Raw genomic sequence first — 21134 nt, forward strand, 5'->3', positions numbered from 1 at the left:
TGGAGGCAGCGTCGGTTCGACATCCGACGATCTCTACCAGAGGCACACGACCGGCGATCGATCCGTTGCGCCACGCCATAGCGTAATCCGACAGAAAATGCGTCCGAGACAGGCGCCGCGAACTATCCGAGGCGGATGTAGGGAACGCCCTTTTTGGCGACCTCGTCCAGCGCCTCGTCATAGCCGGCGTCGGCATAGCGCATGACGCCAAGTGCCGTGTCGTTGGTGAGCGCATGGTCGAGCCGCTCGTCGGCGGCATCGGTGCCATCGGCTACGACGGTCACGCCGCAGCTCGTCATGTAGCCGGCATAGCCTCCACCGCCGGAATGGACAACGACGAGATCGGCCATCGACGAGCAGAGCATCATTGCGTCGATCAGCGGCCAATCGGCGATCGCGTCGGAGCCGTCCTTCATCCGCTCGGTCATGATGTTCGGATGCGCCATCGCGCCGGCATCGAGATGATCGCGCGAGAAGGCGACGGGTCCTTTCAGCTCACCGCCTGCGACGAGTTCGTTGACCCGGCGGGCGAGCATCGTGCGCTCGCCGTGGCCGAGCCAGGCAATGCGGGCCGGCAATCCCTCGAAAGGCACATGCTGACGCGCCAGCCGGATCCAGTTGGTGACGATCTTGTTCTCGGGGAACATTTCGAGCAGCAGATCATCGATCCGGGCGATATCGCCTTCCTCGCCCGACAGTGCCATCCAGCGGAAGGGACCGATTGCCCGCGCAAAGAGCGGCCGCAGATACGCTTCGGTGAAGATCGGAATGTCAAAGGCGTTGGCGACGCCGCCCTCTTTCGCCTGTGTGCGAATGAGGTTGCCGTTGTCGAAGACCTCGGCGCCCTTCTTCTGGAAGTCCAGCATGGCAGTGACGTGCTGCACGATCGAAGCACGGCTTGCCGCCATCAACTGGCCCTGGCCGTCGTCGCGCAACTCGCGAACCTGAGCAAGGCTCATGCCCTTCGGTACGTAGCCGTAGACCAGATCGTGCGCGGAGGTCTGGTCGGTGACGATATCGGGCACGATCCCGCGCCGCGCAATTTCGGGATAGATTTCCGCCGCGTTGCCGACGAGACCGACGGATAGCGCCCGCTTTTCCTTTACGGCGGCGTCGATCATGGCAAGTGCGGTATCGAGATCCGGCGCGATTTCCTGCAGGTAGCCGATCTCTTGCCGCTTCCTGGCGCGCTCGGGATCGATGTCGACGCAGAGGATGGCGGCGCCCGCCATGCGGCCGGCGAGCGGCTGCGCGCCGCCCATGCCGCCGAGCCCCGCCGTCAGCACGAAACGTCCGAAGAGATCGCCGCCGAACCGGCGCTCGGCAATGCGCATGAAGATTTCATAGGTGCCCTGGATGACGCCCTGACTGCCGATATACTGCCACGCACCGGCCGTCAGCCCGCCCCAGCAGATCAGCCCCTTCCGCTGCAGCTCGTAGAAGACCTCGGCCTTCGCCCATTGCCCGACGATGTTGCAGTTCGCCATGATGACGAGCGGCGCCTTCGCGTGCGTCTTCACAAGGCCGATCGGCTTGCCGGACTGGATGAGCAGCGTCTGGTCCTCATCCATTTCCGTCAGTGCCTTGACGATGCCCTTGTGCGCGGCCCAGTTGCGCGCGGCCTTGCCGAGCGCGGCATAGACGATGAGATTGTCGGGATCCTCGCCAACGGAGAGGACGTTTTCGAGAAGCCGCAGCAAAGCCTCCTGCCGCCAACCCTTGGCGCGCAGCTCCGGTCCGCCCGGAATCGGAAATTTCGGATGACGTGGATTGGGCTTCGGCATCTGGTCGTTCCTCTGTCTCTGTCGTTTTGGCCTCGGGGGCCGATGTTTCGTTCACTTGGCGGGCAGTGAGCGCACGAAGGCCATGGCGGCCTCCAAGAGACGGCGCCGCATATCGTCATCGGCGTAAATCTCCACGCCGACCCTGACCCAGCCGTGCATGGCACGGCCACCGGAAAGCATCTGCGCGGCGCCGGGCAAGTCGAGCGCCCAGCCGTCGTTACCTTTGCCGAGGCGGATCAGCAGACCGTCCTGTCGGGCGCCGCAGAGGAGATTCCCGTCGAGCAGGAAGGCCAGCCCGCCGAACATCGGCTTTTCGCTGAGACCGGACATGGCGCCCAGCTCTTCCCTCAGCAATTCCTCGAGGCCGACGTCCCGCGCCATGCGATCAGGCCTTTGCCGCGAGCGCGTAGCGGGCAAGCTCGATGCCCATCGCCTTCTCCACCGGGGGGTAGACGGTCGGGTCGAGAACGCTGGCCGACAGCGGAATGATGCTCATCGGCACATGCAGGATGAAGACATGCATGCCGCCCTTCAACTGGCCGACGCTCAGCGGTTCGCCCTCGGGCGAGAGGGTTGTGATGACCGAGGGGAAGGTCGCGATCCGTTTGCCCTCGATGTCGTCGACGGCCATGTATTCGTTCATCACATGCATGGTCACCGCCTTGTCGCCGGAGCCGACGGCGATCGTGCCGATGTCGAAGGCCTCCTTGGTATAGACGACGTCCTTCTTGGTGATGATGCCTTCTGCGAGGATGTGGCCGCCGGTAGTCTTACAGATGGCGTCGATCACGGCCGAGCCGCCGACCTTTTCGGCGGCGATGATCGCTTCGCCCAGCGCCAGGGCCATCGAGATGCCGCCAAGTGCTGCGTGGGTGCGCACATAGGAGGCGCGTAGCGGATTGCGGCAGCTGGCGATGAAGCCGCCCGACTGGTCGGAGGCCGCGCGCAGGATCGGGGAGATCTTCGCCGTCGCCCCCTTCACGACAAGCTCGATGTATCGGTTCTCGGCGCGGTTTCCGCCGACCGCCGTCTGGATCATCTGCTCGGGCGAGCCCGCCATGCCGATCGAACCCATGTCGCCGGTCGGATGCGCGCGGATATCGCCGACGGCATCGACGACCTTGGTTCCGAGAATGGCGGAGGGCAGCCAGCCGTTCAGCGTCGACGACTTGCCGTTCTGGCCGATGATCAGGCCGGACAGTTTTTCGCCGAGTTCGTCCTGCAGCAACTGCACGGCCTTCACATAGTCGATACCCTGCATTTCCCAGGGGGTCGTGGAGGCGGGCGCGCCGATTGCAGCGGCGGTCGCGATCCAGTCGTCGTCCTTCAACTCGTCGATCGATACGAGTTCCGGCTTGCCGACGTTGACGGCGGCATAGCCGAGCATGCGGCCATGATCCGCCCAGCCACCGCCACCGGCGGCATAGACCGATCCGCCCTTGACGGCAGCTTCGACATCCTTCTCAACGAGTATGCGTCCCATCAGGCATTCTCCTGCTTCAAGCTCTTGTCCATGTCGATGACGGCTTCGAAAAGCACGGCCGCGCCAAGTGCGATGTCATCATTGTCAGCCCATTCGTCGGCGGAGTGGCTGCGCCCCTCCTTGCAGGGCACGAAGATCATGGCGGCAGGTGCTACCTTGGCAATCCAGGCCATGTCGTGGCCGGCGCCGGAGGCCATGCGGCGGTGTTTGGCGCCGACGGTTTCGCACGCCTTTTCGAGCGTTTTCAGCAGCCCTGCATCGCTCGGCGTCGGATAGTTGTCGGAGACGCGCATCGGGCTCTTGATCGACGCTCCGTAAGTGATGGCTAACTTTATGACATGCTCGTCCAGCCATTCGCAGAAGGCTTCCATGTCGTTGCGAACCTCCGCGCGCCCATCGATCAGCAAGACGACCTTCGAGGGAACGACGTTGGCCGCATTCGGCTCGATCCGGAACTCGCCGACCGTCGCAGCGAAATGCCCCGGTGTCTTCGCGCGGGCGGCTGCGGCATTGCGGATATCGAGAACCAGTTGCGCGGCGGCGACCAGCGCATCCGAGCGGCTATCCATCGGCGTCGTCCCGGCATGGTCGGCGCGCCCCTCGACGACAATCTCGATCCGGGTAATCCCGGCAATCGCGGTGACGATGCCGACATCCTTCCTCTCGTTCTCAAGGACCGGACCCTGCTCGATATGCAGTTCGAGAAAGCCGGCAATATCCGGCCTGTTTTGCTGCTGCAGCACGCCCGGACGGCCGCCAACCTCGGCAATCGCCTCGGCGAGATCACGCCCATCAGTCACGCGCGAAAGCCAGGCTTCCGGCAGTTGCCCGGTCATTCCCCGGCTGCCGATACAGGAAACGCCGAAGATGCTGACCTCCTCCGCGAGGAAATCGACGATCTCCAGGTCGTGATCGAGCTCGATGCCCTTGTCGCCGAGCGCACGAGCCACCTCAAGTGCGGCCACCACGCCGGCAATGCCGTCGAAGCGGCCACCATCAGGCACGGTATCCGAGTGCGAACCGAGCATCATCGTGCCGAGCCCTTCGATAGCGCCCCGCCGCTTGCCGATCAGATTGCCGCCGGCATCGATCCTGGTCTCAAGGCCAGCCGCCCGCATGCGCGCTTCGACATAGGCGCGCCCCTCGAGAAAGAGCGGCGAGAAGGCGCGGCGGGTCCAGGGATGACCGGGTTCGGTAATCCCCGCCAGGGCGTCGATATCCTCTGCGATACGATCCGCGTTGACCGGCAGGTTTTTGCTCATTCTGCGGCTCCGGCGATCACCTGCCTTGGCAGCGGACGCACAAATTGACCCGTGCCCGGTTCAGCCAGCACGGTCGCGCCGTCGGTGATCTTCTTGCCGCGCAGATAGGTCGCAGCGACCGTCCAGGGAAGGCGGATGCCGTTGTAGGGGCTCCAGCCGACGACATTGTTGCCGCTGGCTGCTGCGTCATAGACCGTTTCGCGCGGCTCGAGCACGACGATATCAGCGTCCTTGCCTGGCGTGAGCGCGCCCTTGATATGATCGAGGCGGAAATGCTTCGCCGGGTTTTCGGCCATCAGCTTGGCCGCCCAGGTCAGCGGGATGCCGCGCTCAGAGGCGCCCTTGATGAAGAGCGGCACCATCACTTCGAGCCCGGGCACGCCGGACGCGTTCGCGAGCATGTCAGGGTTGGTCTTGCGATTTTCCGACCAGCTGACGTGATCCGTCGAGACCAGCCAGACATTGCCCTCGGCGACCCTGCGCCACAGCGCCTCGACCTCGGCGCGCGGCCGGATCGGCGGATTGATCTTTGCCTTGCCGCCGAGGCGCTTGACGTCGTGTTCCTCGTCCAGCGTCAGATAATGAATGCAGCACTCCACCGTCGCCTCGAAGCCGTCGCGGCGATAGGCGCGAGCGATGTCATAGCCGCGTCCGAGCGAACAATGGACGACATGCGACGGGCAGCCCGTATTGGCGCCCGTCTCGAAGATCGTGTGCATCGCCAGCAGTTCGGTGATCGGCGGCCGCGACAGCCCGTGTGCCCGCCAATCCGTGATCCCGCTTGCCTTCACGCGCTCCATATAGGTGCGCACAGCCTCGTCATCCTCGTTGTGAACGCCGGCCGTCAGCCCCGTCGGGGCGATCGCCGCAAAGCATTCGTCCAGCAGGGCAGGCGGAATGCGTGGGAAGCGTTTCGGATCCGTGCCGAACGTCGAAAACTTGAAGGCGGCAACGCCTGCATCGACCATTTCGGCGATCCGCTTGGCACCTTCCTCGGGATCGATGGTGCCGTAGAGCGCAAAATCGACCCGCGCCTGCGGGCCGGCATGGGCGATCTTCTTCTTCACGGCTTCCGCCGAACACACAAGGTTGCCCTCGTCGTAGGGCATGTCGACGATCGTCGTCACGCCGCCGGCAGCGGCCGAGCGGGTCGACCAGATGAAGTCCTCCTGATCCTTTTGCGACAGCGAGTGAACCTGGGCGTCGATGGCTCCCGGCAGGATCAATGCCTTGCCGAGGAGATGGCGTTCGCGCGCGGCAGGCGGCACGCCGAGGCCGATTTCCGCAATCTTCCGATCGCGCACGGCGACGTAACCGGCTTCCAGGATGCGCTCCGGCAGAACGACCGTGCCTTGAAGAACGAGATCGAAATCAGCCATGCCGCTTTCTCCGTGGCACTATTGAAGGGATCAGATGGCGATCGGTTCCTGGGTCAGGCGCTGCTCGATGCGCGCCAGCGAGCCGAGCGCAAAGAAATCGTCGAAGGATGCAATCGGCACCTCTTCGATGAGCTTGGACATGAAGGCATCGGAACCAAGCTCTTCCTCGATCGCTTCCACTTCCGCCGACAGCGGCCGGTCGACCGTGTAGAAATCCGCATGCTTGCGAACGACATCGTAGAGCATTCCGCCGACGCCCTTCGGCTTGTCGCCGAGGATGTCCACGGCCTGTGCCGAAAGCAGCGCTTCAAGCGCGGCAAGGCGCATCAGGGCGCGCATCTGGCGTTCGAAACGCTCGATCACCAGCGGCAGGAACGCCGCCTCGTCCTCGAGGCCGGCCGCAACCACCAGCGACTGCGCCGAAACCGGGTTCGACATCGACAGCACGCGGGAAAAGATTTCGCCGGCCAGCTTGATGATCGGGCCGAAACCGGTGGCGATACGGCCGGGCGGCACGAGATTGACCGGCAGGTCGCGGCGCTGGCCGTTGCCGAGCAGGACGCAGCGGTTAAAGGCGTTGCGGGCGGCATGCGCCATACAGAGGGCGGCCGATTCTAGCAGGATCGTCACGTCAAGCGGCAGCGACCCGCCCGAGGTCATCACCCGGCCCTCGACGACGACGGGGTTGTCGTCGGAGCGGCCGGTGGCGGCCAGGATCTTGTGGCCTGTCGTCAGCAGGTTCTCGATAACGGCACCGAAGACCTGCGCGATCATCCGCAGGCTCAATGGGTCCTGAACGTGGGTTTTGACTGGCCATTGCCAAGCGTCCGATGCATTGCAGAGCCAGGAGCCGATCAAAGCCTCCCGTGAGGTGCCGACATGGCGAACCGAAAGCCACGGATCGCGGGAGGCGCCGAGCGCGCCTGAGGCCATCATGCCGGAGGCCAGCAGCACGCGAATGGAAGCGGCAGCATTCCGCGTCGCGTCCGCTGCTGCCGCAAAGCTCACGGCATTGACGCTGAGCGAGGCCAGACTGTCACGTGGGGCCATGGTGAAGGGTTTCATGCCGGCAGCGGCGAAGGCGTCGGCGGCCTGCATGCGTTTGCCGCGATGGACGGCTTCCCCGACTCCCGTCAGCACGGCGCCGATCTGTCCCATGAGGCCGATATCGGCGCAGCCAATGGAGCCGGTGCGGCGGACGACCGGAATGATATCCGCCTCAAGCATCTGCATGTACGCATCGACGAGTTCTGGTGTGCAGCCGACTTGCCCCGTCAGCGCAGTATTGATGCGGATGGCCATCGCGTTGCGCACGACCGAGCATGAAAATGGCGTACCGGTGCCGAAGTGATGCGCCCGCACCAGCCCGAGATTGAAGGCGTCGAGATCTTCGGGAGACCACTCGACATCCTTCATGGCGCCGACGCCGGTGGTCGCGCCGTAGACGGGCATCCCGGCCTTGATCGCATCCTCGACGATCCCGCGCGCGATCTCGACACGGGCCATGCCGGTTGCTGAAGCTGAAAGCGCCGCCTTTCCCGATCCAATCCTCACCATCTCGACAAAGCTGAGCGGTTGTCCGGAAAGTTCGATGCGGGGGCGTTCATGCTTCATCTGCCATATCTCCTTGAAAAGTGAGACTATGCGACGGCGCTATCTGATGGGATATCCCAAATATCGAACACAGCATGCCTTTGCATGCGATGGATCAGGTCACCACCCAGGCTATATAGAGAAGGGTGAGCGCGATAATCCAGAGGGCGAACCGACCGGAGCGATTGTGGCGCGCTTCGGATCTGCCGATCGCATCGGCCGTTTCGGCGTCGAATCGCAATCCGTGCTCGCTCATCTGCAGCAGTTGATGGTGGAACTTCTCCGTCTTGGCGGCAATCTCGGGCGCGGCTTCGGCAAGCTTTACCGCCGCCTTCAGCCCGTCCTTGAGATCGGTGACGATCCGCTTCGGGCCGAGATTGTTGCGGATCCAGTCGCCGACGACGGGTTCGGACGCCTTCCACATGTTGAAGCGTGGATTGAGCATGCGCGACACGCCTTCGACCACGACCATGGTCTTTTGCAGCATGACCAGTTCTGGCCGCGTCGCCATGTCGAAGAGTTCGGTTACCTCGAACAAGAGCGTCAGCAGCTTGCCCATCGAGATGGTTTCGGCGGGTTGGCCATGGATCGGCTCACCGATCGCGCGGATCGCCTGCGCGAAGCTCTCGACATTGTGGTGGCCCGGCACGTAGCCCGCCTCGAAGTGGACCTCCGCGACCCTGATATAGTCGCGGGTGATGAAGCCAAAGAGGATTTCGGCCAGGAAGCGGCGTTCCTTTTTCCCCAGGCGTCCGACGATCCCCATGTCGACCGCGACGATATCCCCATGCTCGTCGACAAAAAGGTTCCCGGGATGCATGTCGGCGTGGAAGAAGCCGTCGCGCAGCGTGTGGCGAAGAAACGACTGGATCAGTGTGTCGGCAAGCAGGTTGAGATCGTGGCCGGCAGCGCGCAGGCCCTCGACATCAGACATCTTCACGCCGTCGATCCACTCCATGGTGATCACGTCGCGGCCGGTGCGCTCCCAATCGACCTTCGGCACACGGAAGCCTGGGTCTTTCTCGGTATTCTCTGCAATCTCGGAAAGGGCAGCCGCCTCAAGGCGCAGGTCCATTTCGACCTTGGTCGTCTGCTCCAAGGTCTTCGTGACCTCCACCGGCCTCAGCCGCCGGCTTGAAGGCATGAAGCGTTCCTGCATGTGAGCGACGAGATACATCGCCTCGATATCATGCGAGAAGCGTTGACGTACGCCGGGGCGAACGACTTTGACGGCAACTTTCTTGCGTCCAGCGGGCGTATCGACTTCGGCGGCATGCACCTGGGCAATCGAAGCCGCTGCAATCGGGTCTCCGAAGCTTGCGTAAAGCTCCTCGATCGGGCGGCCGAGAGACCCGGAAATGCTCGCCTTGGCGGCTGCGAGCGGAAAGAACGCCATGCGATCCTGAAGCTGTGACAGATCATCGGCGAACTCGACGCCAACGACATCCGGGCGGGTTGCCAGGAACTGCCCGATCTTCACATAGGAAGGGCCGAGCCTTTCAACGGCTTGCGCCAGTCGGTCACTGCGCTTCTTCGATTTCGAACGATTGCGCGCGAACACACCGACAAACGACTTGGCAAGCCCGATCGAGGGCGGAAGATCTTCCGACGGCAGGGCCGAAATCACGCCTTCGCGCACGAGAATCCAGCCGACGCGCCAGAGCCGGAAATATGCTCCCAGAGTGCTCATGCCGGATTGCCTGCCTGCGAAAGCGAGCGGGTGAACGGTGTACCTCGAACCATGCCTCAGAGCTTCCAGCCGGAATGGAGGGCTGCGATACCGCCGGTATAGTTGGTGAAGCTCACGCGCGAGAAGCCGGCTTTGCGGATCATCTCGGCGAAGTTCTCCTGGTTGGGGAACTTGCGGATCGATTCGACGAGATACTGATAGGGCTCGGCCTCGCCGGTGATCGCCTTGCCGAACTTCGGAATGGCGTTGAAGGACCAGCTTTCATAGAGACGATCGAGCAGCGGCATGTCCACTTCCGAAAATTCAAGCACGAGCAGCCGGCCGCCGCGCTTCAGCACGCGATAGGCTTCGCTCAGCGCTACGTCGATGCGCGGCACGTTGCGGATGCCGAAGGCAATCGTATAGGCGTCGAAGCTGTTCGGATCGAACGGCAGATCCTCGGCGTTCGCCTCGACGAAAGTCAGGTTGTCGGAGAGCTTTTTCTTGGCGGCGCGCTCGGCGCCGACCGCGAGCATCGAACCGTTGATGTCGAGCACCGTCGCATGCGCCTGCCGGTTGGAGGCCTCGATGATACGAAATGCGATGTCTCCAGTGCCGCCGGCAACGTCGAGAACCTTGTAGCCGGGCTCCTTGCGCGGGTTCAGCGCCGCAATCATCGCATCCTTCCAGACGCGGTGCATGCCGACAGACATGACGTCGTTCATGATGTCGTAGCGTTTGGCGACCTTGTGGAAGACCTCATTGACGAGACCCTGCTTTTCACCATCCGCCACTTCGCGGAAGCCGTAGGATGTTTCCATGCCGCCTTCGGCGGAGGTACGGCTTTCTGACATCGAAATACTCCATCTATCTGAAATCGGCGCGGCGACCATAGCGAACGGACGCGCGCGGCGCTATCTGTGGGCCACGGTCAAAGCCGCGGCACCTTGGCGCTATAGCGCACAACGCCTCTGGTTGAAACATGTTAGATATAGATGGGTTAAGATGCCGGAATTGCCAGAAGTCGAAACCGTCCGACGCGGGCTTGCCCCTGCTATGGAAGGCGCGCGGATCGCCCGCCTGGAGTTGCGCCGCAAGGACCTGCGGTTTCCTTTTCCGGATGGTTTGGAGGCGCGCGCGACCGGCCGCAATATCGTTGCGCTGGGCCGTCGCGCCAAGTATCTGCTGATCGACCTCGACGATGGCACGACGATCATCGCCCATCTTGGCATGTCCGGTTCCTTCCGCATCGAGGCGGGGCCTCTTTCCGATGCGCCGGGCGAATTTCATCATCCGCGCTCGAAGGACGAAAAGCACGATCACGCGATCTTCCATCTGGAAGGCCCGAACGGGGCCAGCCGCGTCATCTATAATGACCCGCGCCGCTTCGGCTTCATGGATATGGCGCAGCGCTCCGAGCTTGGTCTCAATCCCTTCCTCTTCGGTCTCGGCCCGGAACCGACGGGCAACGAACTCAGTGCCGCCTATCTGGCGGAACGCTTCAAGAACAAGGCTCAGCCGCTGAAAAGCGCGCTGCTCGATCAGAAGAATATTGCCGGGCTCGGCAACATCTATGTCTGCGAGGCGTTGTGGCGCGCGCACCTGCGCCCGACGCGGGCTGCGGCGACTGTCGTCACCAAGACCGGCAAGCCAACCAAGCAGATGGATCTCCTCGTCTCCTCGATCCGCGATGTCATCGCCGATGCCATCAAGGCCGGCGGGTCGTCGCTGCGCGATCATATCCAGACCGACGGCTCGCTTGGTTATTTCCAGCACTCCTTCTCGGTCTATGATCGCGAAAGTCTACCTTGCCGCACGCCCGGCTGCAGCGGTACGGTCGCACGCATCGTCCAGGCAGGGCGTTCGACCTTCTATTGCCCTGCTTGCCAAAAATAACGGGAGGATTGTCCATGGCCTATGAAACGCTGATCGTCGAAACCCGCGGCGCGGTCGGGTTGATCACCTTGAACCGCCCGCAGGCGCTGAACGCGCTGAATTCGACGGTGCTGAAGGAGCTTCTGCAGGCCTACGAAGCCTTTCAGGCCGACGATGCCGTCGGCGCCATGGTGCTGACGGGTTCCGACCGCGCATTCGCCGCCGGCGCCGACATCAAGGAAATGCAGCCGCTCAGCTATGTCGATGTCTATAGCCGCGACCTGATGAGCGGCTGGGACGACGTTGCAAAGGTGCGCAAGCCCGTGATCGCGGCCGTCAGCGGTTTTGCGCTTGGCGGCGGCTGCGAGCTTGCGATGATGTGCGATATCATCATTGCCTCGGAAACCGCCAAGTTCGGCCAGCCCGAAATCACGCTCGGCGTCATCCCCGGCATGGGCGGCTCTCAGAGGCTGACGCGTGCCGTCGGCAGATATAAGGCCATGGATCTGATCCTGACAGGCCGCATGATGGACGCTGCCGAAGCCGAGCGCGCAGGACTCGTTTCGCGTGTGGTGGCGCCCGAGCGGCTGTTGGACGAGGCGCTGGAGGCGGCTGCCAAGATTGCCTCGCTGTCGCGTCCGTCCGTGCTGATGGCGAAGGAGGCGGTAAACCGCGCGCTGGAGACGACATTGGACGAAGGTCTGCGCTTCGAACGCCGCCTTTTCCATAGCCTGTTTTCGACCGAAGATCAGAAAGAGGGGATGACCGCCTTCATCGAAAAGCGCAAGCCTGCCTTCAAGAACCGCTGAGCCTTGGAGAAAGGCGGCGTTTCCTCGAAAATGCGCGTTGACGTGGGTCGGCTTTAGGGTTATATGCCCGCCCACGGTTCGGGAAGCCACTCCGGTTTTCCGATTATGCTCCCGCATTGCTGTATGAAGGGGCCGCAAGGCCCGCGGTGATGACGGAGTTTGTTCGAATTTTAGAGAGGCATCCATGGCCAATACAACTTCGGCGAAAAAAGCGACCCGCAAGATCGCCCGCCGTACCGACGTCAATAAGGCTCGTCGCTCGCGCGTTCGTACTTTCGTTCGCAAGGTCGAAGAGGCACTCGCATCTGGTGATGCTGCCAAGGCAAAGGAAGCTTTCCTCGCCGCGCAGCCGGAACTGGCTCGCGCCGCAAGCAAGGGCGTGCTGCACTCCAACACGGCTTCCCGCAAGGTTTCGCGCCTGGCAGCTCGTGTGAAGGCTCTGTCGGTTTCTGTGACGGCATAATCTTTCGTTAATAAGCCTATCATTATGATTAGCCCGGCAACTTTGTCGGGCTTTTTCGATTCTGCCGACTGGCTTCCGTATGGTTAATTCGGCGACGATTTCATGTCGAGCGTATGACACGAAAAAAGCAATAAAAACAAGTACTTGCTGTAGGATACTTCAGGTACGCCCGACTCGGGGCCTACAATCTGGGGTCTGGGCGGAGTCAAGAAGCTTTTTTATTTTTTTCTTTTTATGCGTGTCAAAAATGCCGCCGAGGGGAATCTCCTTGATTCAAAAGCGATTCTTTTTTGACACGGATGTGACGCTCAAAAACTGCCCCCGGAGTCAACGGGCCGCTCTTAATTTTGCGTAAAATTCATCGTTGATTCCCGCATTCGATCCTGCCTAAATGCCGATCAACAAGGGGTCCAGACATCACCTGTGAAGGCTTGGTCTGAAACTGCCACGTCGGCGGGGCGATGAACCTGTGCCACTTGTTACGGAGAGTTTAAGTCTCCGGTTTTTCACGCACTTGAGCATTTTTGACTGCGACGTGGCTGTCGCGGAACGGTGATGTTTTGTGTGTTGGTTGCACGCCTTGCGTGAAACCGGAATGGGGAAGAGAAGTCGTGGCAGGACGATTGGACGCCGGTGTTACGAGGAACGGCATCCAGTCCGAGGGAATGCAGCCGAACCGCATGATGCGGGCTCGCGCTTTCCCGGGAGCATCCTGTGAGTGGGGCAGTATTTGAGTGAACCGGCAGGCGAGTGGCTCATGAGGGTGCTACTTTCTAGCCATAGCGGGGAAATAATCGGGCGACGAAACAAAGTCGGCCGACGAATGGAAGGCGGCATGATGCAGATGAATACAATGACGGCGGATGTCCTGGAGAGTGGGGACAATGAACCGCAGGCGTTTGGCTCTATGTGCGCCGAAGCGGCAGGGGAAAAGGGAGACATGAAGCATGGTGTACTTTTCGAGCGTGTCAGCGCCCGCCTGAAGGCGCAAGTCGGTCCGGATGTCTATGCAAGCTGGTTCGCGCGGCTGAAATTGCATTCGGTTTCAAAGAGCGTCGTGCGCCTGACGGTGCCGACGACTTTCCTGAAGTCCTGGATCAACAACCGGTATCTTGAGCTGATTACCAACCTGTTCCAGGCAGAAGACTCCGAAATCCTGAAAGTCGAAATTCTTGTTCGCACGGCAACGCGTGGCGTTGGCAAACCCGCTGAAGAGCCGGTTTCTCCAGAGCCTGTCGCCGCTGCGCAGACGCGCCGCCCGGTGGCGCAGCATGCCGGCCAGATTGTACAGCAGGCGGTTTCGTCTGCAGCCGCAGCCCGTCCGGCCACTTCCGGCCAGCCGCTCTTTGGCTCGCCGTTGGACTCTCGCTTCACCTTCGACACCTTCGTCGAGGGCAGCTCCAACCGTGTGGCTCTTGCCGCCGCCAAGACGATTGCGGAAGCTGGACAGGGCGCTGTCCGCTTCAATCCGCTCTTCGTCCATTCCAGCGTCGGTCTCGGCAAGTCGCATCTCCTGCAGGCGATCGCCAATGCCGCGGTTCAGAACCCGCGCGCACTGCGCGTCGTCTATCTGACGGCAGAGTATTTCATGTGGCGTTTCGCAACCGCGATCCGCGACAATGATGCTTTGACGCTCAAGGACTCGCTGCGCAACATCGACCTCCTGATCATCGATGACATGCAGTTCCTGCAGGGCAAGATGATCCAGCATGAGTTCTGCCACCTGCTGAACATGCTGCTCGACAGCGCCAAGCAGGTCGTCGTCGCTGCCGATCGGGCTCCCTGGGAGCTGGAATCGCTCGATCCACGCGTCCGCTCGCGTTTGCAGGGCGGTGTGGCCATCGAGCTCGACGCCCCGGACTACGAGATGCGTCTCGAAATCCTGAAGCGTCGCCTCGCTGCTGCTCGTGTCGAGGATCCGTCTCTGGAAATCCCGGCCGATCTGCTGAACCACGTTGCCCGCAACATCACGGCAAGCGGCCGTGAGCTGGAAGGCGCCTTCAACCAGCTGCTCTTCCGCCGCTCCTTCGAACCGAACCTGACGGTCGAGCGCGTCGATGAGCTTCTTGCTCATCTCGTTGGTTCGGGCGAGCCACGCCGTGTCCGCATCGAGGACATCCAGCGCATCGTCGCACGGCACTATAACGTGTCGCGTCAGGAGTTGGTCTCGAACCGCCGCACCCGCGTCATCGTCAAGCCGCGCCAGATCGCCATGTATCTGTCGAAGACGCTGACGCCGCGGTCCTTCCCGGAGATCGGCCGTCGCTTCGGCGGTCGCGATCATACGACCGTGCTGCATGCCGTTCGCAAGATCGAGGAGTTGATTGCCGGCGACACGAAGCTCTCGCATGAGATCGAGTTGCTGAAGCGCCTGATCAACGAATAGTCGGGAAACCTTCTGTGCAAGTTGACGGCCGGGCATCGCTCCGGCCGTTTTCTTTTGCGCACAATCTTCTGTAGGCTGGCTTGGAGGAGCATGGGCTGGCGGTACAGGGGAGGGAGCCGGATGAGTTTCGACAGGATCGCTGTTCTCGGGCTGGGCAAGGTCGGGCGATTGGCCGCAACGCTCTTGCACGAGGGAGGCTTCGACGTTCTCGGCGTCGATGTTCAGGCGCCGACGGAGGGCCTGCCGTTCAAATGCAGGAGTGAAGACATCTCCGATCCTGCTGTCATCGGCGAACTGCTATCGAGCGTCGAGGCGGTGCTTTCCTGCCTACCCTATCACCTCAACATCGGCCTGGCGCGGGCTGCCCATCTTGCGGGCATTCACTATTTCGACCTGACCGAGGACGTGCCGACCACAAATTTCATTATCGAACTATCCAAGACCGCGCGCGGGCTGATGGCACCGCAATGTGGCCTCGCCCCTGGCTTCGTCGGCATTGTCGGGGCGAGCCTTGCGGATGGATTCGACAAATGCCGGTCCATTCGCATGCGGGTTGGCGCCCTGCCGCAGCATCCGACCGGTCTCCTCGGCTACGCCTTCAACTGGTCGCCAGAGGGCGTGGTCAACGAGTATCTGAACGACTGCGAAGTGATCGAGGGGGGCATTCGCAAGCTCGTCTCGCCGATGGAGTGGCACGAGACGATCTATGTCGAAGGCGTCAAGCTCGAAGCCTTCACAACGTCAGGCGGCCTCGGAACCATGTGCGACACCATGCTCGGCAAGGTCGAGAATCTTGACTACAAGACGATGCGCTATCCCGGGCACATGGATCTGATGAACTTCTTCTTCCATGAACTCCTGATGCGCGACAGGCGCAAGCTCGCCGGCGAAATCCTCACCAACGCCAAGCCGCCGGTCGAAGACGATGTCGTCTATGTCCATGTGGCGGCGGAGGGCACGGAGAACGGCAACCTGCGCCGCAAGGAATTTGTCCGCGCCTACTATCCGATCGAGATCGCTGGCGCTCGCCGCACCGCGATCGCCTGGACGACGTCGGCGTCGGTGGTTGCCGTGATCGAGATGGTGCGCGACGATCTGCTGCCGTCCACCGGTTTCTTGCATCAGCAATACATTCCGCTGGAGATGTTCCTGAACACGCCGACCGGCAGCCTTTTCAAGACCGGCGCGCCAGGTCGCTAACGTCTCAGGCTCGTCCAGTATGTCCCCTCGAAGGGCACAGCGGCGAAGCGCTCGTTGATCTCTGCGAGACTGCCCAGGGGATCGACATCGCCGAACAGGTCGGGCCTCACCCAGGATGCGATGGCCTCGGCGGCCAGTACGTTCAGCGGCACGGCGTTGAAGAAGTTCCACATGCCGTGCACGTTCCCCTCGCGCACTGCCTTCAGCGGGGCAAGGGCGGGCGCCTTGACGGTTTCCTGCAGCGACCGACGGGCTTCTGCAGGATCGACGCCGGGGCCGATCGAGAAGACGGTGTAGGTGCCGCCCGGCGAGCCTGTGGCGATATAGATGTCCGGCTCCGCCGCGATGATATACTCCGCCGTCACCGGTCCGCCCTGCGGCGGCAGGTTCTTGTCGGCGATGTTGCGTCCGCCGGCAAGCGTGATCAATTCGCCGAGGCCGGTTCGGCCGTATGCCCAGCTGCCCCGGGTTGCGCTAGGGAAGGCATCCATCAGCACCAGCGGCCCATCCTCGCCTTTCCCCGTCGCTCCCGCTCTGATGCGCTGCACCCGCTTTTCGAAAAACTGCGCATAGTTCTCAGCCTGCTGATCACACTCCAGGATGCGACCAAGGAGACGGATGTCCCGCGGGGTGTTCTTCAGTGGATCGACATTGAAATCGACGACGATGACAGGCACGCCAGTCAATTGGTGATAGTCGATAGCACGTTTCCCTTGCTCACCTTCTGCCTGCCACATGCCCATGACCGCCAGATCGGCCTCCAACGAGAGGGCGGCTTCGAAGTTCATGCCATCCGCCAGGCCGTTGCTGACGAGCGGGACGTCGGCGAGGGCCGGGAACTTGCCGCGGAAGGCATCGTAGATGAATGGGTTATCCGTCTTCATGTCAGTCGCCCAGCCGGCCAGCAGGCTGACCGGATCCGGATGGATCAGCGACAATGCGACAAGATTGAAGCCTGTGCCGAGGATGATCGACTTCGGCTTCCTCGATATTGTCACGGTCCGCCCGACGGCATCGGTTACAGTCAACGGCCATTGCGTATCGGCCTTCAGCTGAGCCGGCGCGCAAAGCATGGCAGACGCCGCGCCGAGAAAGCCGCGTCTTGTAATCGTGGAGGGGATCATTGCACGTTCCTCTGACTGGGAAGAGCGCAAAGCTTGCCGCAGCTCTGGACGCCGGGCAGCATGTAGCGCAGGCAGCATATCTTCCGACGGGCGACACGCTCTCCGTCTTCCTCGACATACCGGAGGCTGCCGCAAAGAGGATTGACGCCACCATCGGGCAGGCAGCCGCGCACAAAGATCGTGAGATCCGGGCTTTCAGGCGGCCGTGTCAACCGCAGCACGTAGTCGAGATACACAGCGGCATTGTTCCAGCACAGCTTGGCCGAAATGCCGGAGGCGGCAAGCTTCCTGACGGCCTCCGGGATATGTTCCTCGAGCAACGGCCCAATGGCTTCGAAGCCGTCCTCCTCGTGACCTCCGGCATTCCGGCCCCGATGCGGCACGCCGAACGCCCGTGGCAGGCCATCGTCCTGCAATGCGATTGTCATCCCGTCGAAGGCGACGGGAAGCTCCTGAGCGGCAAGGCGGCGAGCCAGCACATAGGGAATGGAGAGGGCGGAGAAGTAGTACAACGACCACATCGAGACGACGGCGCGCCGGTCACTGTCGCCGCAGGCCTCTGCATAACGGTCAATCGCCTGCTCGAACCCACCATCGCCGAAGAAGAGCGGCAGCGGTATCCCGTCGGGCAAGTCGGCGGAAAGAGCCATCTTCTCGCTGCACCATGCATGCTCGCCAGCAAAGGCCGGCGAGAGGACGGAGGCGCTGTGGCCCGGATCAGCGATATGGTGCCGCGCGCTCGCCATCAGCTCACCATCTGTAACGCAGGCTACCGATGACGGTGCGGCCCTGGTCGCGGTAGCAGAAGCCAGCCGAGCAGATGGGTTCGCGGCGGTCGAAGAGGTTGGTGGCGTTCACCTGCAGGCTCAGGCCCTCGTATTTCTTGTCGAGCGCCGCGAAATCATAGCTGACGGCGGCGTCGAAGAGGACGCGTGAACCGTTCTGGGCCGTGTTGGCGTCGCTGGTGTAGCTCTTGCCGAGATACCGAGTGCCGAAACCGATGCCGAGACCGTAGATCGGGCTACTCTCCTGGAAGGTATAGTTCGCCCAGAGCGAAGCCATGTGCCTCGGAACCGACGAAACGGAATTGCCAACCGTCCCGGTCGTTCCCTCCAGGATCTCGGTGTCGGTGTAAGTGTACGACGCCACCAAGGACAGGCCGTTGTCGAGGCTCGTATTTGCTTCGAGTTCCAATCCACGGGAGCGAATCTTGCCGCGCTGCACCTGTATGTTGGCCGGTCCGGTCGGCAGGTTCACGACCTCGTAGTAGAGGCTGTTCTTCTGGTCGATATTGAACAGCGCTGCCGTGAGCAGCGTATTGCTGTTCGGCAGCAGGTACTTGACGCCGATCTCTTCCTGTTCGCTTTCCGTCGGTTCGAAGGGCTGGTCCGTCTCCTGGTTGATGCCGGCATTGGGTGCGAAGGCGGTGGAATAGCTGGCATAAGGTACGACGCCGAAATCCGTTTCGTAGCCCAGGCCGATGCGGCCGGAGAATGCCTTGTCCTTTTGCGAAATGCTCGTCAGCGCATTCGTGCTGAGGTCGGTATTGTCGGTGTCCGTCGAGACCCAGTCGTAGCGACCTCCAAGGGTCAGTATCCATGTGTCATAACGGATCTGATCCTGCAAATAGGTGCCGACTTGCCATTGGTCCTGGACGGTACGCGTGTCGAAATCGATCGGTGCAACGAAAGCTCCTGCCGTCGGGTTGTTGGTGTCTAGCGGCGGCGAGACGCCACGGCCATCGAGCGAGCGCCAGTGCAGCTTGGTCAGGTCCAGGCCGGCAAGCAGCGTATGGTCGATCGCGCCCGTTTCGAACTGGGCTTCCAACTGATTGTCGATGACGAAGGCCGTCAGCCGCTCGTCGAACGTACCGGCGCTGCGGTCGAGGAGACTTGGATCGACCTTGTTGGGCGCGTAGGCAAAGGCCCAATCGGCGTCGATGTCGAGTGTCGAGATGCGGGCGTTCTGACGGAAGACGAGGACATCGTTCAGTCGATGCTCGAACTCGTAGCCGATGCGAGCCTGGTTTTGGACCGAGTCGTTGAAGGCCGGATTGCCTGCAAAAAAGTCCGTTACGTTGCCGGCCGGGTCATTGTAGTACGCTGCCGTGCCGCCAGTCTTGGTTCGTGAGTATTCGCCGAGAATGGTGAGTTTCGTGTCTTCGTCCGGCTTCCACATGAAGGCTGGCGCGATATAGACGCGGTCGTCGGGAACGCTGATCTGCTCTGTATTGGCATCGCGGTAGAGGCCCGTCAGACGATAATAGAAGGGGTCCGTATTGTTGACCTGACTTGAGACGTCAAACTGGGTTTGATAGCGCTGTTCGGTGCCATACTGCAGCTGAACCTCGTGAAAAGGCTCTTCCGTCGGCCGCTTGGTGATGAGGTTGTAGAGGCCGCCTGCGCCCGTCGCCCCATACAGCGCCGAGGAAGGGCCACGGAGGATCGAGACTCCCTCGAGGCCGTAAGGCTCGGTCTTGAAGAGTGACGAACCTGCGCCGGGCTGGCGAAGGTTGTCGCGGAAGATCCCGGTATAAGTCACGTCGAAGCCGCGCACCGAGAACGAATCGAAACGCGGATCGAAGCCATAAGCGCCGACGCGCGTGCCCGGCGTGTAGGCGACGGTATCAAGCAGGGTCTGCGGGTTGCGGTCCTTCAACTGCTGCTCGGTCACGGACGAAATCGACTGCGGCACCTCGATGAAGGGCGTGTCGGTCTTCGTGCCTGTCGCGCTGCTCTTGCCGACATATCCGTCTGCCTGGATCACGCCGCCGCTGCCGCCATTGACGATGATATCTTCAAGAACCGTCGCGCCGTCCTGCTGCTGTCCCGTGGCATCCTGAGCTGCGGCTGGCGCAAGAAGATGGATGAGCGCCACGCCCGTCAATGCTGATGTGGAGAGGATTCGAGAGGAAAAGCGGAGATTATTCATTGGCTTATTGCACCGGGTATGCTCATCGTGGATTTATCTGGAGCTTAATAGTCAAGAAAACGCCCGAAGAAAACCCAATTTCATGAATAAACTACTCCACTTTGCGATTTGTATGACAAATCGGCCACAGTCAGCTCAGGCTTGCGCCTCCGACAGCAGCCAGCGACGGAAGGCGGCCGCGGCCGGTCGCTCCAGCGCAAGGCCCGGATAGACGAGGTGGAAGGCAAGTCGGCTTGCGATGCCAAGCGGGAAGGGCGTGACCACCGCGCCTTTCTTCAGGTCCCGCTCAAGGAACGATCGTCGCATCAAGGCAAAGCCCAGCCCGGCCTTCATCGCGTCATAGGCTCCGTTGCCATGCATGAAGATCGGCCCGCGCGAGGGGTCGACCCCCGTGGCGCCTGCCGCCTCCAGCCAGAGCTGCCAGTCATGGCGATAGACTCGTGGATCAACTGGAAACGAGTGAGCGCGCTTGGCGACGGATGGTCCCCCAGTTCAGCGGCAAGCCCTGGCGTACAGACTGGCACGAGCTCGTCATCGACGAGCCGCTCGCTGATCAGGCCGTCATAGCCGCCGAGGCCGTGGCGGATTGCAAGGTCGATGCCGTCACGCTGAAAATCGAGCACGCGGTGCGATGCGCTGATACGCACGTCGATTTCAGGGTGCATCGCCTCAAAACGTCCAAGACGAGGCACGAGCCAGTAGGTCGCAAATCCCGCCGTGCAGGTAACGTTGAGAACGGCGCCGCGTCCCCGCGCCGTGATTGCAGCCGTCGCTTCCCTGACGAGACGGAATGCAGCTCTGAGCGTCGAGAAGTAGTCCGCACCCTCCACGGTCAAGGCGAGCGCGCGGGTCTTGCGCTGGAACAGCTTGACGCCGAGCGATGCCTCCAGGTCGCGGATCTGCAGGCTGACGGCGCCTGGCGTGACGTTGAGCTCTTTCGCCGCGAGCGTCATACTGAGGTGCCGGGCAGCAGCTTCGAAGGCTCGAAGCGCCGAAAGAGAGGGGAGATAGTCACTCATGGTTTAGCCCAGCTATATCATGGATCGAGAAAGACTCGTTTGCCTCTCGGCAGACACCACAATAATATCAGGAAGAAAGCCGTCGCAAAAGCTGACTCAAGCTTTGTGATGAGCGAGAATAAATCGAGAATTGCCACGTCCGCGCCGCGCAACAATC

General features: G+C 61.8%; 16 protein-coding genes and 1 pseudogene. 5 read left to right on the plus strand and 12 right to left on the minus strand.

The annotated features are described in order from the left end of the window. Positions 1-122 precede the first annotated feature (122 nt). From ATY80_RS03895 to ubiE, 8 genes are all read right to left on the minus strand, one after another. Positions 123-1784 carry a urocanate hydratase gene (locus ATY80_RS03895; protein ID WP_088691130.1) on the minus strand — a complete coding sequence of 554 codons (1662 nt, stop codon included), beginning with the start codon at positions 1782-1784 and terminating at the stop codon, positions 123-125. Positions 1785-1835: 51 nt separating this feature from the next. Continuing rightward, the gene (locus ATY80_RS03900; protein ID WP_088691131.1) at positions 1836-2165 is read right to left on the minus strand and encodes a TfoX/Sxy family protein; all 330 of its coding nucleotides are present in this window, start codon (positions 2163-2165) and stop codon (positions 1836-1838) included. Positions 2166-2169: 4 nt separating this feature from the next. Next, positions 2170-3267 carry a DUF917 family protein gene (locus ATY80_RS03905; protein ID WP_088691132.1) on the minus strand — a complete coding sequence of 366 codons (1098 nt, stop codon included), beginning with the start codon at positions 3265-3267 and terminating at the stop codon, positions 2170-2172. Further along, the gene (locus ATY80_RS03910) at positions 3267-4529 is read right to left on the minus strand and encodes a Zn-dependent hydrolase (protein WP_088691133.1); all 1263 of its coding nucleotides are present in this window, start codon (positions 4527-4529) and stop codon (positions 3267-3269) included. The genes ATY80_RS03905 and ATY80_RS03910 overlap by 1 nt, the downstream gene beginning before the upstream one ends. Further along, the gene (locus ATY80_RS03915) at positions 4526-5908 is read right to left on the minus strand and encodes an amidohydrolase family protein (protein ID WP_088691134.1); all 1383 of its coding nucleotides are present in this window, start codon (positions 5906-5908) and stop codon (positions 4526-4528) included. Before ATY80_RS03915 ends, ATY80_RS03910 begins: the two co-directional genes overlap by 4 nt. Before the next feature lie 30 nt (positions 5909-5938). Further along, a complete protein-coding gene (locus tag ATY80_RS03920; protein ID WP_088691135.1) occupies positions 5939-7522 on the minus strand; it encodes an aromatic amino acid lyase in 1584 nt (527 codons plus the stop codon). Between the two features lie 94 nt (positions 7523-7616). Further along, a complete protein-coding gene (ubiB, locus tag ATY80_RS03925) occupies positions 7617-9191 on the minus strand; it encodes a 2-polyprenylphenol 6-hydroxylase (RefSeq protein ID WP_088691136.1) in 1575 nt (524 codons plus the stop codon). A gap of 56 nt (positions 9192-9247) precedes the next feature. Beyond that, positions 9248-10024: a bifunctional demethylmenaquinone methyltransferase/2-methoxy-6-polyprenyl-1,4-benzoquinol methylase UbiE gene (gene ubiE / locus ATY80_RS03930; protein WP_088691137.1), complete on the minus strand. Its 777-nt coding sequence runs from the start codon at positions 10022-10024 to the stop codon at positions 9248-9250. A 151-nt stretch (positions 10025-10175) separates the two neighbouring features. Between ubiE and mutM the strand changes: the two genes are divergently transcribed. The 5 genes from mutM (at position 10176) to ATY80_RS03955 (ending at position 15903) form a co-directional block, all read left to right on the plus strand. After that, on the plus strand, positions 10176-11066 hold the full coding sequence (gene mutM / locus ATY80_RS03935; protein WP_088691138.1) for a bifunctional DNA-formamidopyrimidine glycosylase/DNA-(apurinic or apyrimidinic site) lyase: 891 nt from the start codon (positions 10176-10178) through the stop codon (positions 11064-11066). Positions 11067-11080: 14 nt separating this feature from the next. After that, entirely contained in the window at positions 11081-11854 is a 774-nt protein-coding gene (locus ATY80_RS03940) for an enoyl-CoA hydratase (RefSeq protein ID WP_088691139.1), read from the plus strand. Between the two features lie 184 nt (positions 11855-12038). Next, on the plus strand, positions 12039-12317 hold the full coding sequence (gene rpsT, locus ATY80_RS03945) for a 30S ribosomal protein S20 (RefSeq protein WP_088691140.1): 279 nt from the start codon (positions 12039-12041) through the stop codon (positions 12315-12317). A gap of 838 nt (positions 12318-13155) precedes the next feature. Beyond that, complete coding sequence (gene dnaA, locus ATY80_RS03950) at positions 13156-14703, plus strand: chromosomal replication initiator protein DnaA (RefSeq protein ID WP_088691487.1); 1548 nt, start codon at positions 13156-13158, stop codon at positions 14701-14703. A gap of 120 nt (positions 14704-14823) precedes the next feature. Next, positions 14824-15903: a saccharopine dehydrogenase C-terminal domain-containing protein gene (locus ATY80_RS03955; RefSeq protein WP_088691141.1), complete on the plus strand. Its 1080-nt coding sequence runs from the start codon at positions 14824-14826 to the stop codon at positions 15901-15903. Here the strand turns inward: ATY80_RS03955 and ATY80_RS03960 are convergent. The 4 genes and pseudogenes from ATY80_RS03960 to ATY80_RS03975 form a co-directional block, all read right to left on the minus strand. After that, positions 15900-17027 (minus strand): ABC transporter substrate-binding protein, encoded by a 1128-nt coding sequence (locus ATY80_RS03960; protein ID WP_088691142.1) that lies wholly within the window; start codon positions 17025-17027, stop codon positions 15900-15902. The two genes, ATY80_RS03955 and ATY80_RS03960, sit on opposite strands and share 4 nt — an antisense overlap. Beyond that, the gene (gene fhuF / locus ATY80_RS03965) at positions 17024-17773 is read right to left on the minus strand and encodes a siderophore-iron reductase FhuF (protein WP_088691143.1); all 750 of its coding nucleotides are present in this window, start codon (positions 17771-17773) and stop codon (positions 17024-17026) included. The genes ATY80_RS03960 and fhuF overlap by 4 nt, the downstream gene beginning before the upstream one ends. Positions 17774-17777: 4 nt before the next feature. Next, on the minus strand, positions 17778-19958 hold the full coding sequence (locus ATY80_RS03970) for a TonB-dependent siderophore receptor (RefSeq protein WP_088691144.1): 2181 nt from the start codon (positions 19956-19958) through the stop codon (positions 17778-17780). A 135-nt stretch (positions 19959-20093) separates the two neighbouring features. Then, a pseudogene (locus ATY80_RS03975) lies at positions 20094-20977 on the minus strand (LysR substrate-binding domain-containing protein). Positions 20978-21134: the final 157 nt, after the last annotated feature.

The sequence above is a fragment of the Rhizobium sp. R711 genome (assembly GCF_002211365.1).
GTDB lineage: Bacteria > Pseudomonadota > Alphaproteobacteria > Rhizobiales > Rhizobiaceae > Rhizobium.

Bases quoted from the DNA above. Each gene is read 5' to 3' on its own strand.
- ATY80_RS03895 (WP_088691130.1), bottom strand. From the start codon at position 1,784: ATGCCGAAGCCCAATCCACGTCATCCGAAATTTCCGATTCCGGGCGGA.
- ATY80_RS03900 (WP_088691131.1), bottom strand. From the start codon at position 2,165: ATGGCGCGGGACGTCGGCCTCGAGGAATTGCTGAGGGAAGAGCTGGGC.
- ATY80_RS03905 (WP_088691132.1), bottom strand. From the start codon at position 3,267: ATGGGACGCATACTCGTTGAGAAGGATGTCGAAGCTGCCGTCAAGGGC.
- ATY80_RS03910 (WP_088691133.1), bottom strand. From the start codon at position 4,529: ATGAGCAAAAACCTGCCGGTCAACGCGGATCGTATCGCAGAGGATATC.
- ATY80_RS03915 (WP_088691134.1), bottom strand. From the start codon at position 5,908: ATGGCTGATTTCGATCTCGTTCTTCAAGGCACGGTCGTTCTGCCGGAG.
- ATY80_RS03920 (WP_088691135.1), bottom strand. From the start codon at position 7,522: ATGAAGCATGAACGCCCCCGCATCGAACTTTCCGGACAACCGCTCAGC.
- ubiB (WP_088691136.1), bottom strand. From the start codon at position 9,191: ATGAGCACTCTGGGAGCATATTTCCGGCTCTGGCGCGTCGGCTGGATT.
- ubiE (WP_088691137.1), bottom strand. From the start codon at position 10,024: ATGTCAGAAAGCCGTACCTCCGCCGAAGGCGGCATGGAAACATCCTAC.
- mutM (WP_088691138.1), top strand. From the start codon at position 10,176: ATGCCGGAATTGCCAGAAGTCGAAACCGTCCGACGCGGGCTTGCCCCT.
- ATY80_RS03940 (WP_088691139.1), top strand. From the start codon at position 11,081: ATGGCCTATGAAACGCTGATCGTCGAAACCCGCGGCGCGGTCGGGTTG.
- rpsT (WP_088691140.1), top strand. From the start codon at position 12,039: ATGGCCAATACAACTTCGGCGAAAAAAGCGACCCGCAAGATCGCCCGC.
- dnaA (WP_088691487.1), top strand. From the start codon at position 13,156: ATGCAGATGAATACAATGACGGCGGATGTCCTGGAGAGTGGGGACAAT.
- ATY80_RS03955 (WP_088691141.1), top strand. From the start codon at position 14,824: ATGAGTTTCGACAGGATCGCTGTTCTCGGGCTGGGCAAGGTCGGGCGA.
- ATY80_RS03960 (WP_088691142.1), bottom strand. From the start codon at position 17,027: ATGATCCCCTCCACGATTACAAGACGCGGCTTTCTCGGCGCGGCGTCT.
- fhuF (WP_088691143.1), bottom strand. From the start codon at position 17,773: ATGGCGAGCGCGCGGCACCATATCGCTGATCCGGGCCACAGCGCCTCC.
- ATY80_RS03970 (WP_088691144.1), bottom strand. From the start codon at position 19,958: ATGAATAATCTCCGCTTTTCCTCTCGAATCCTCTCCACATCAGCATTG.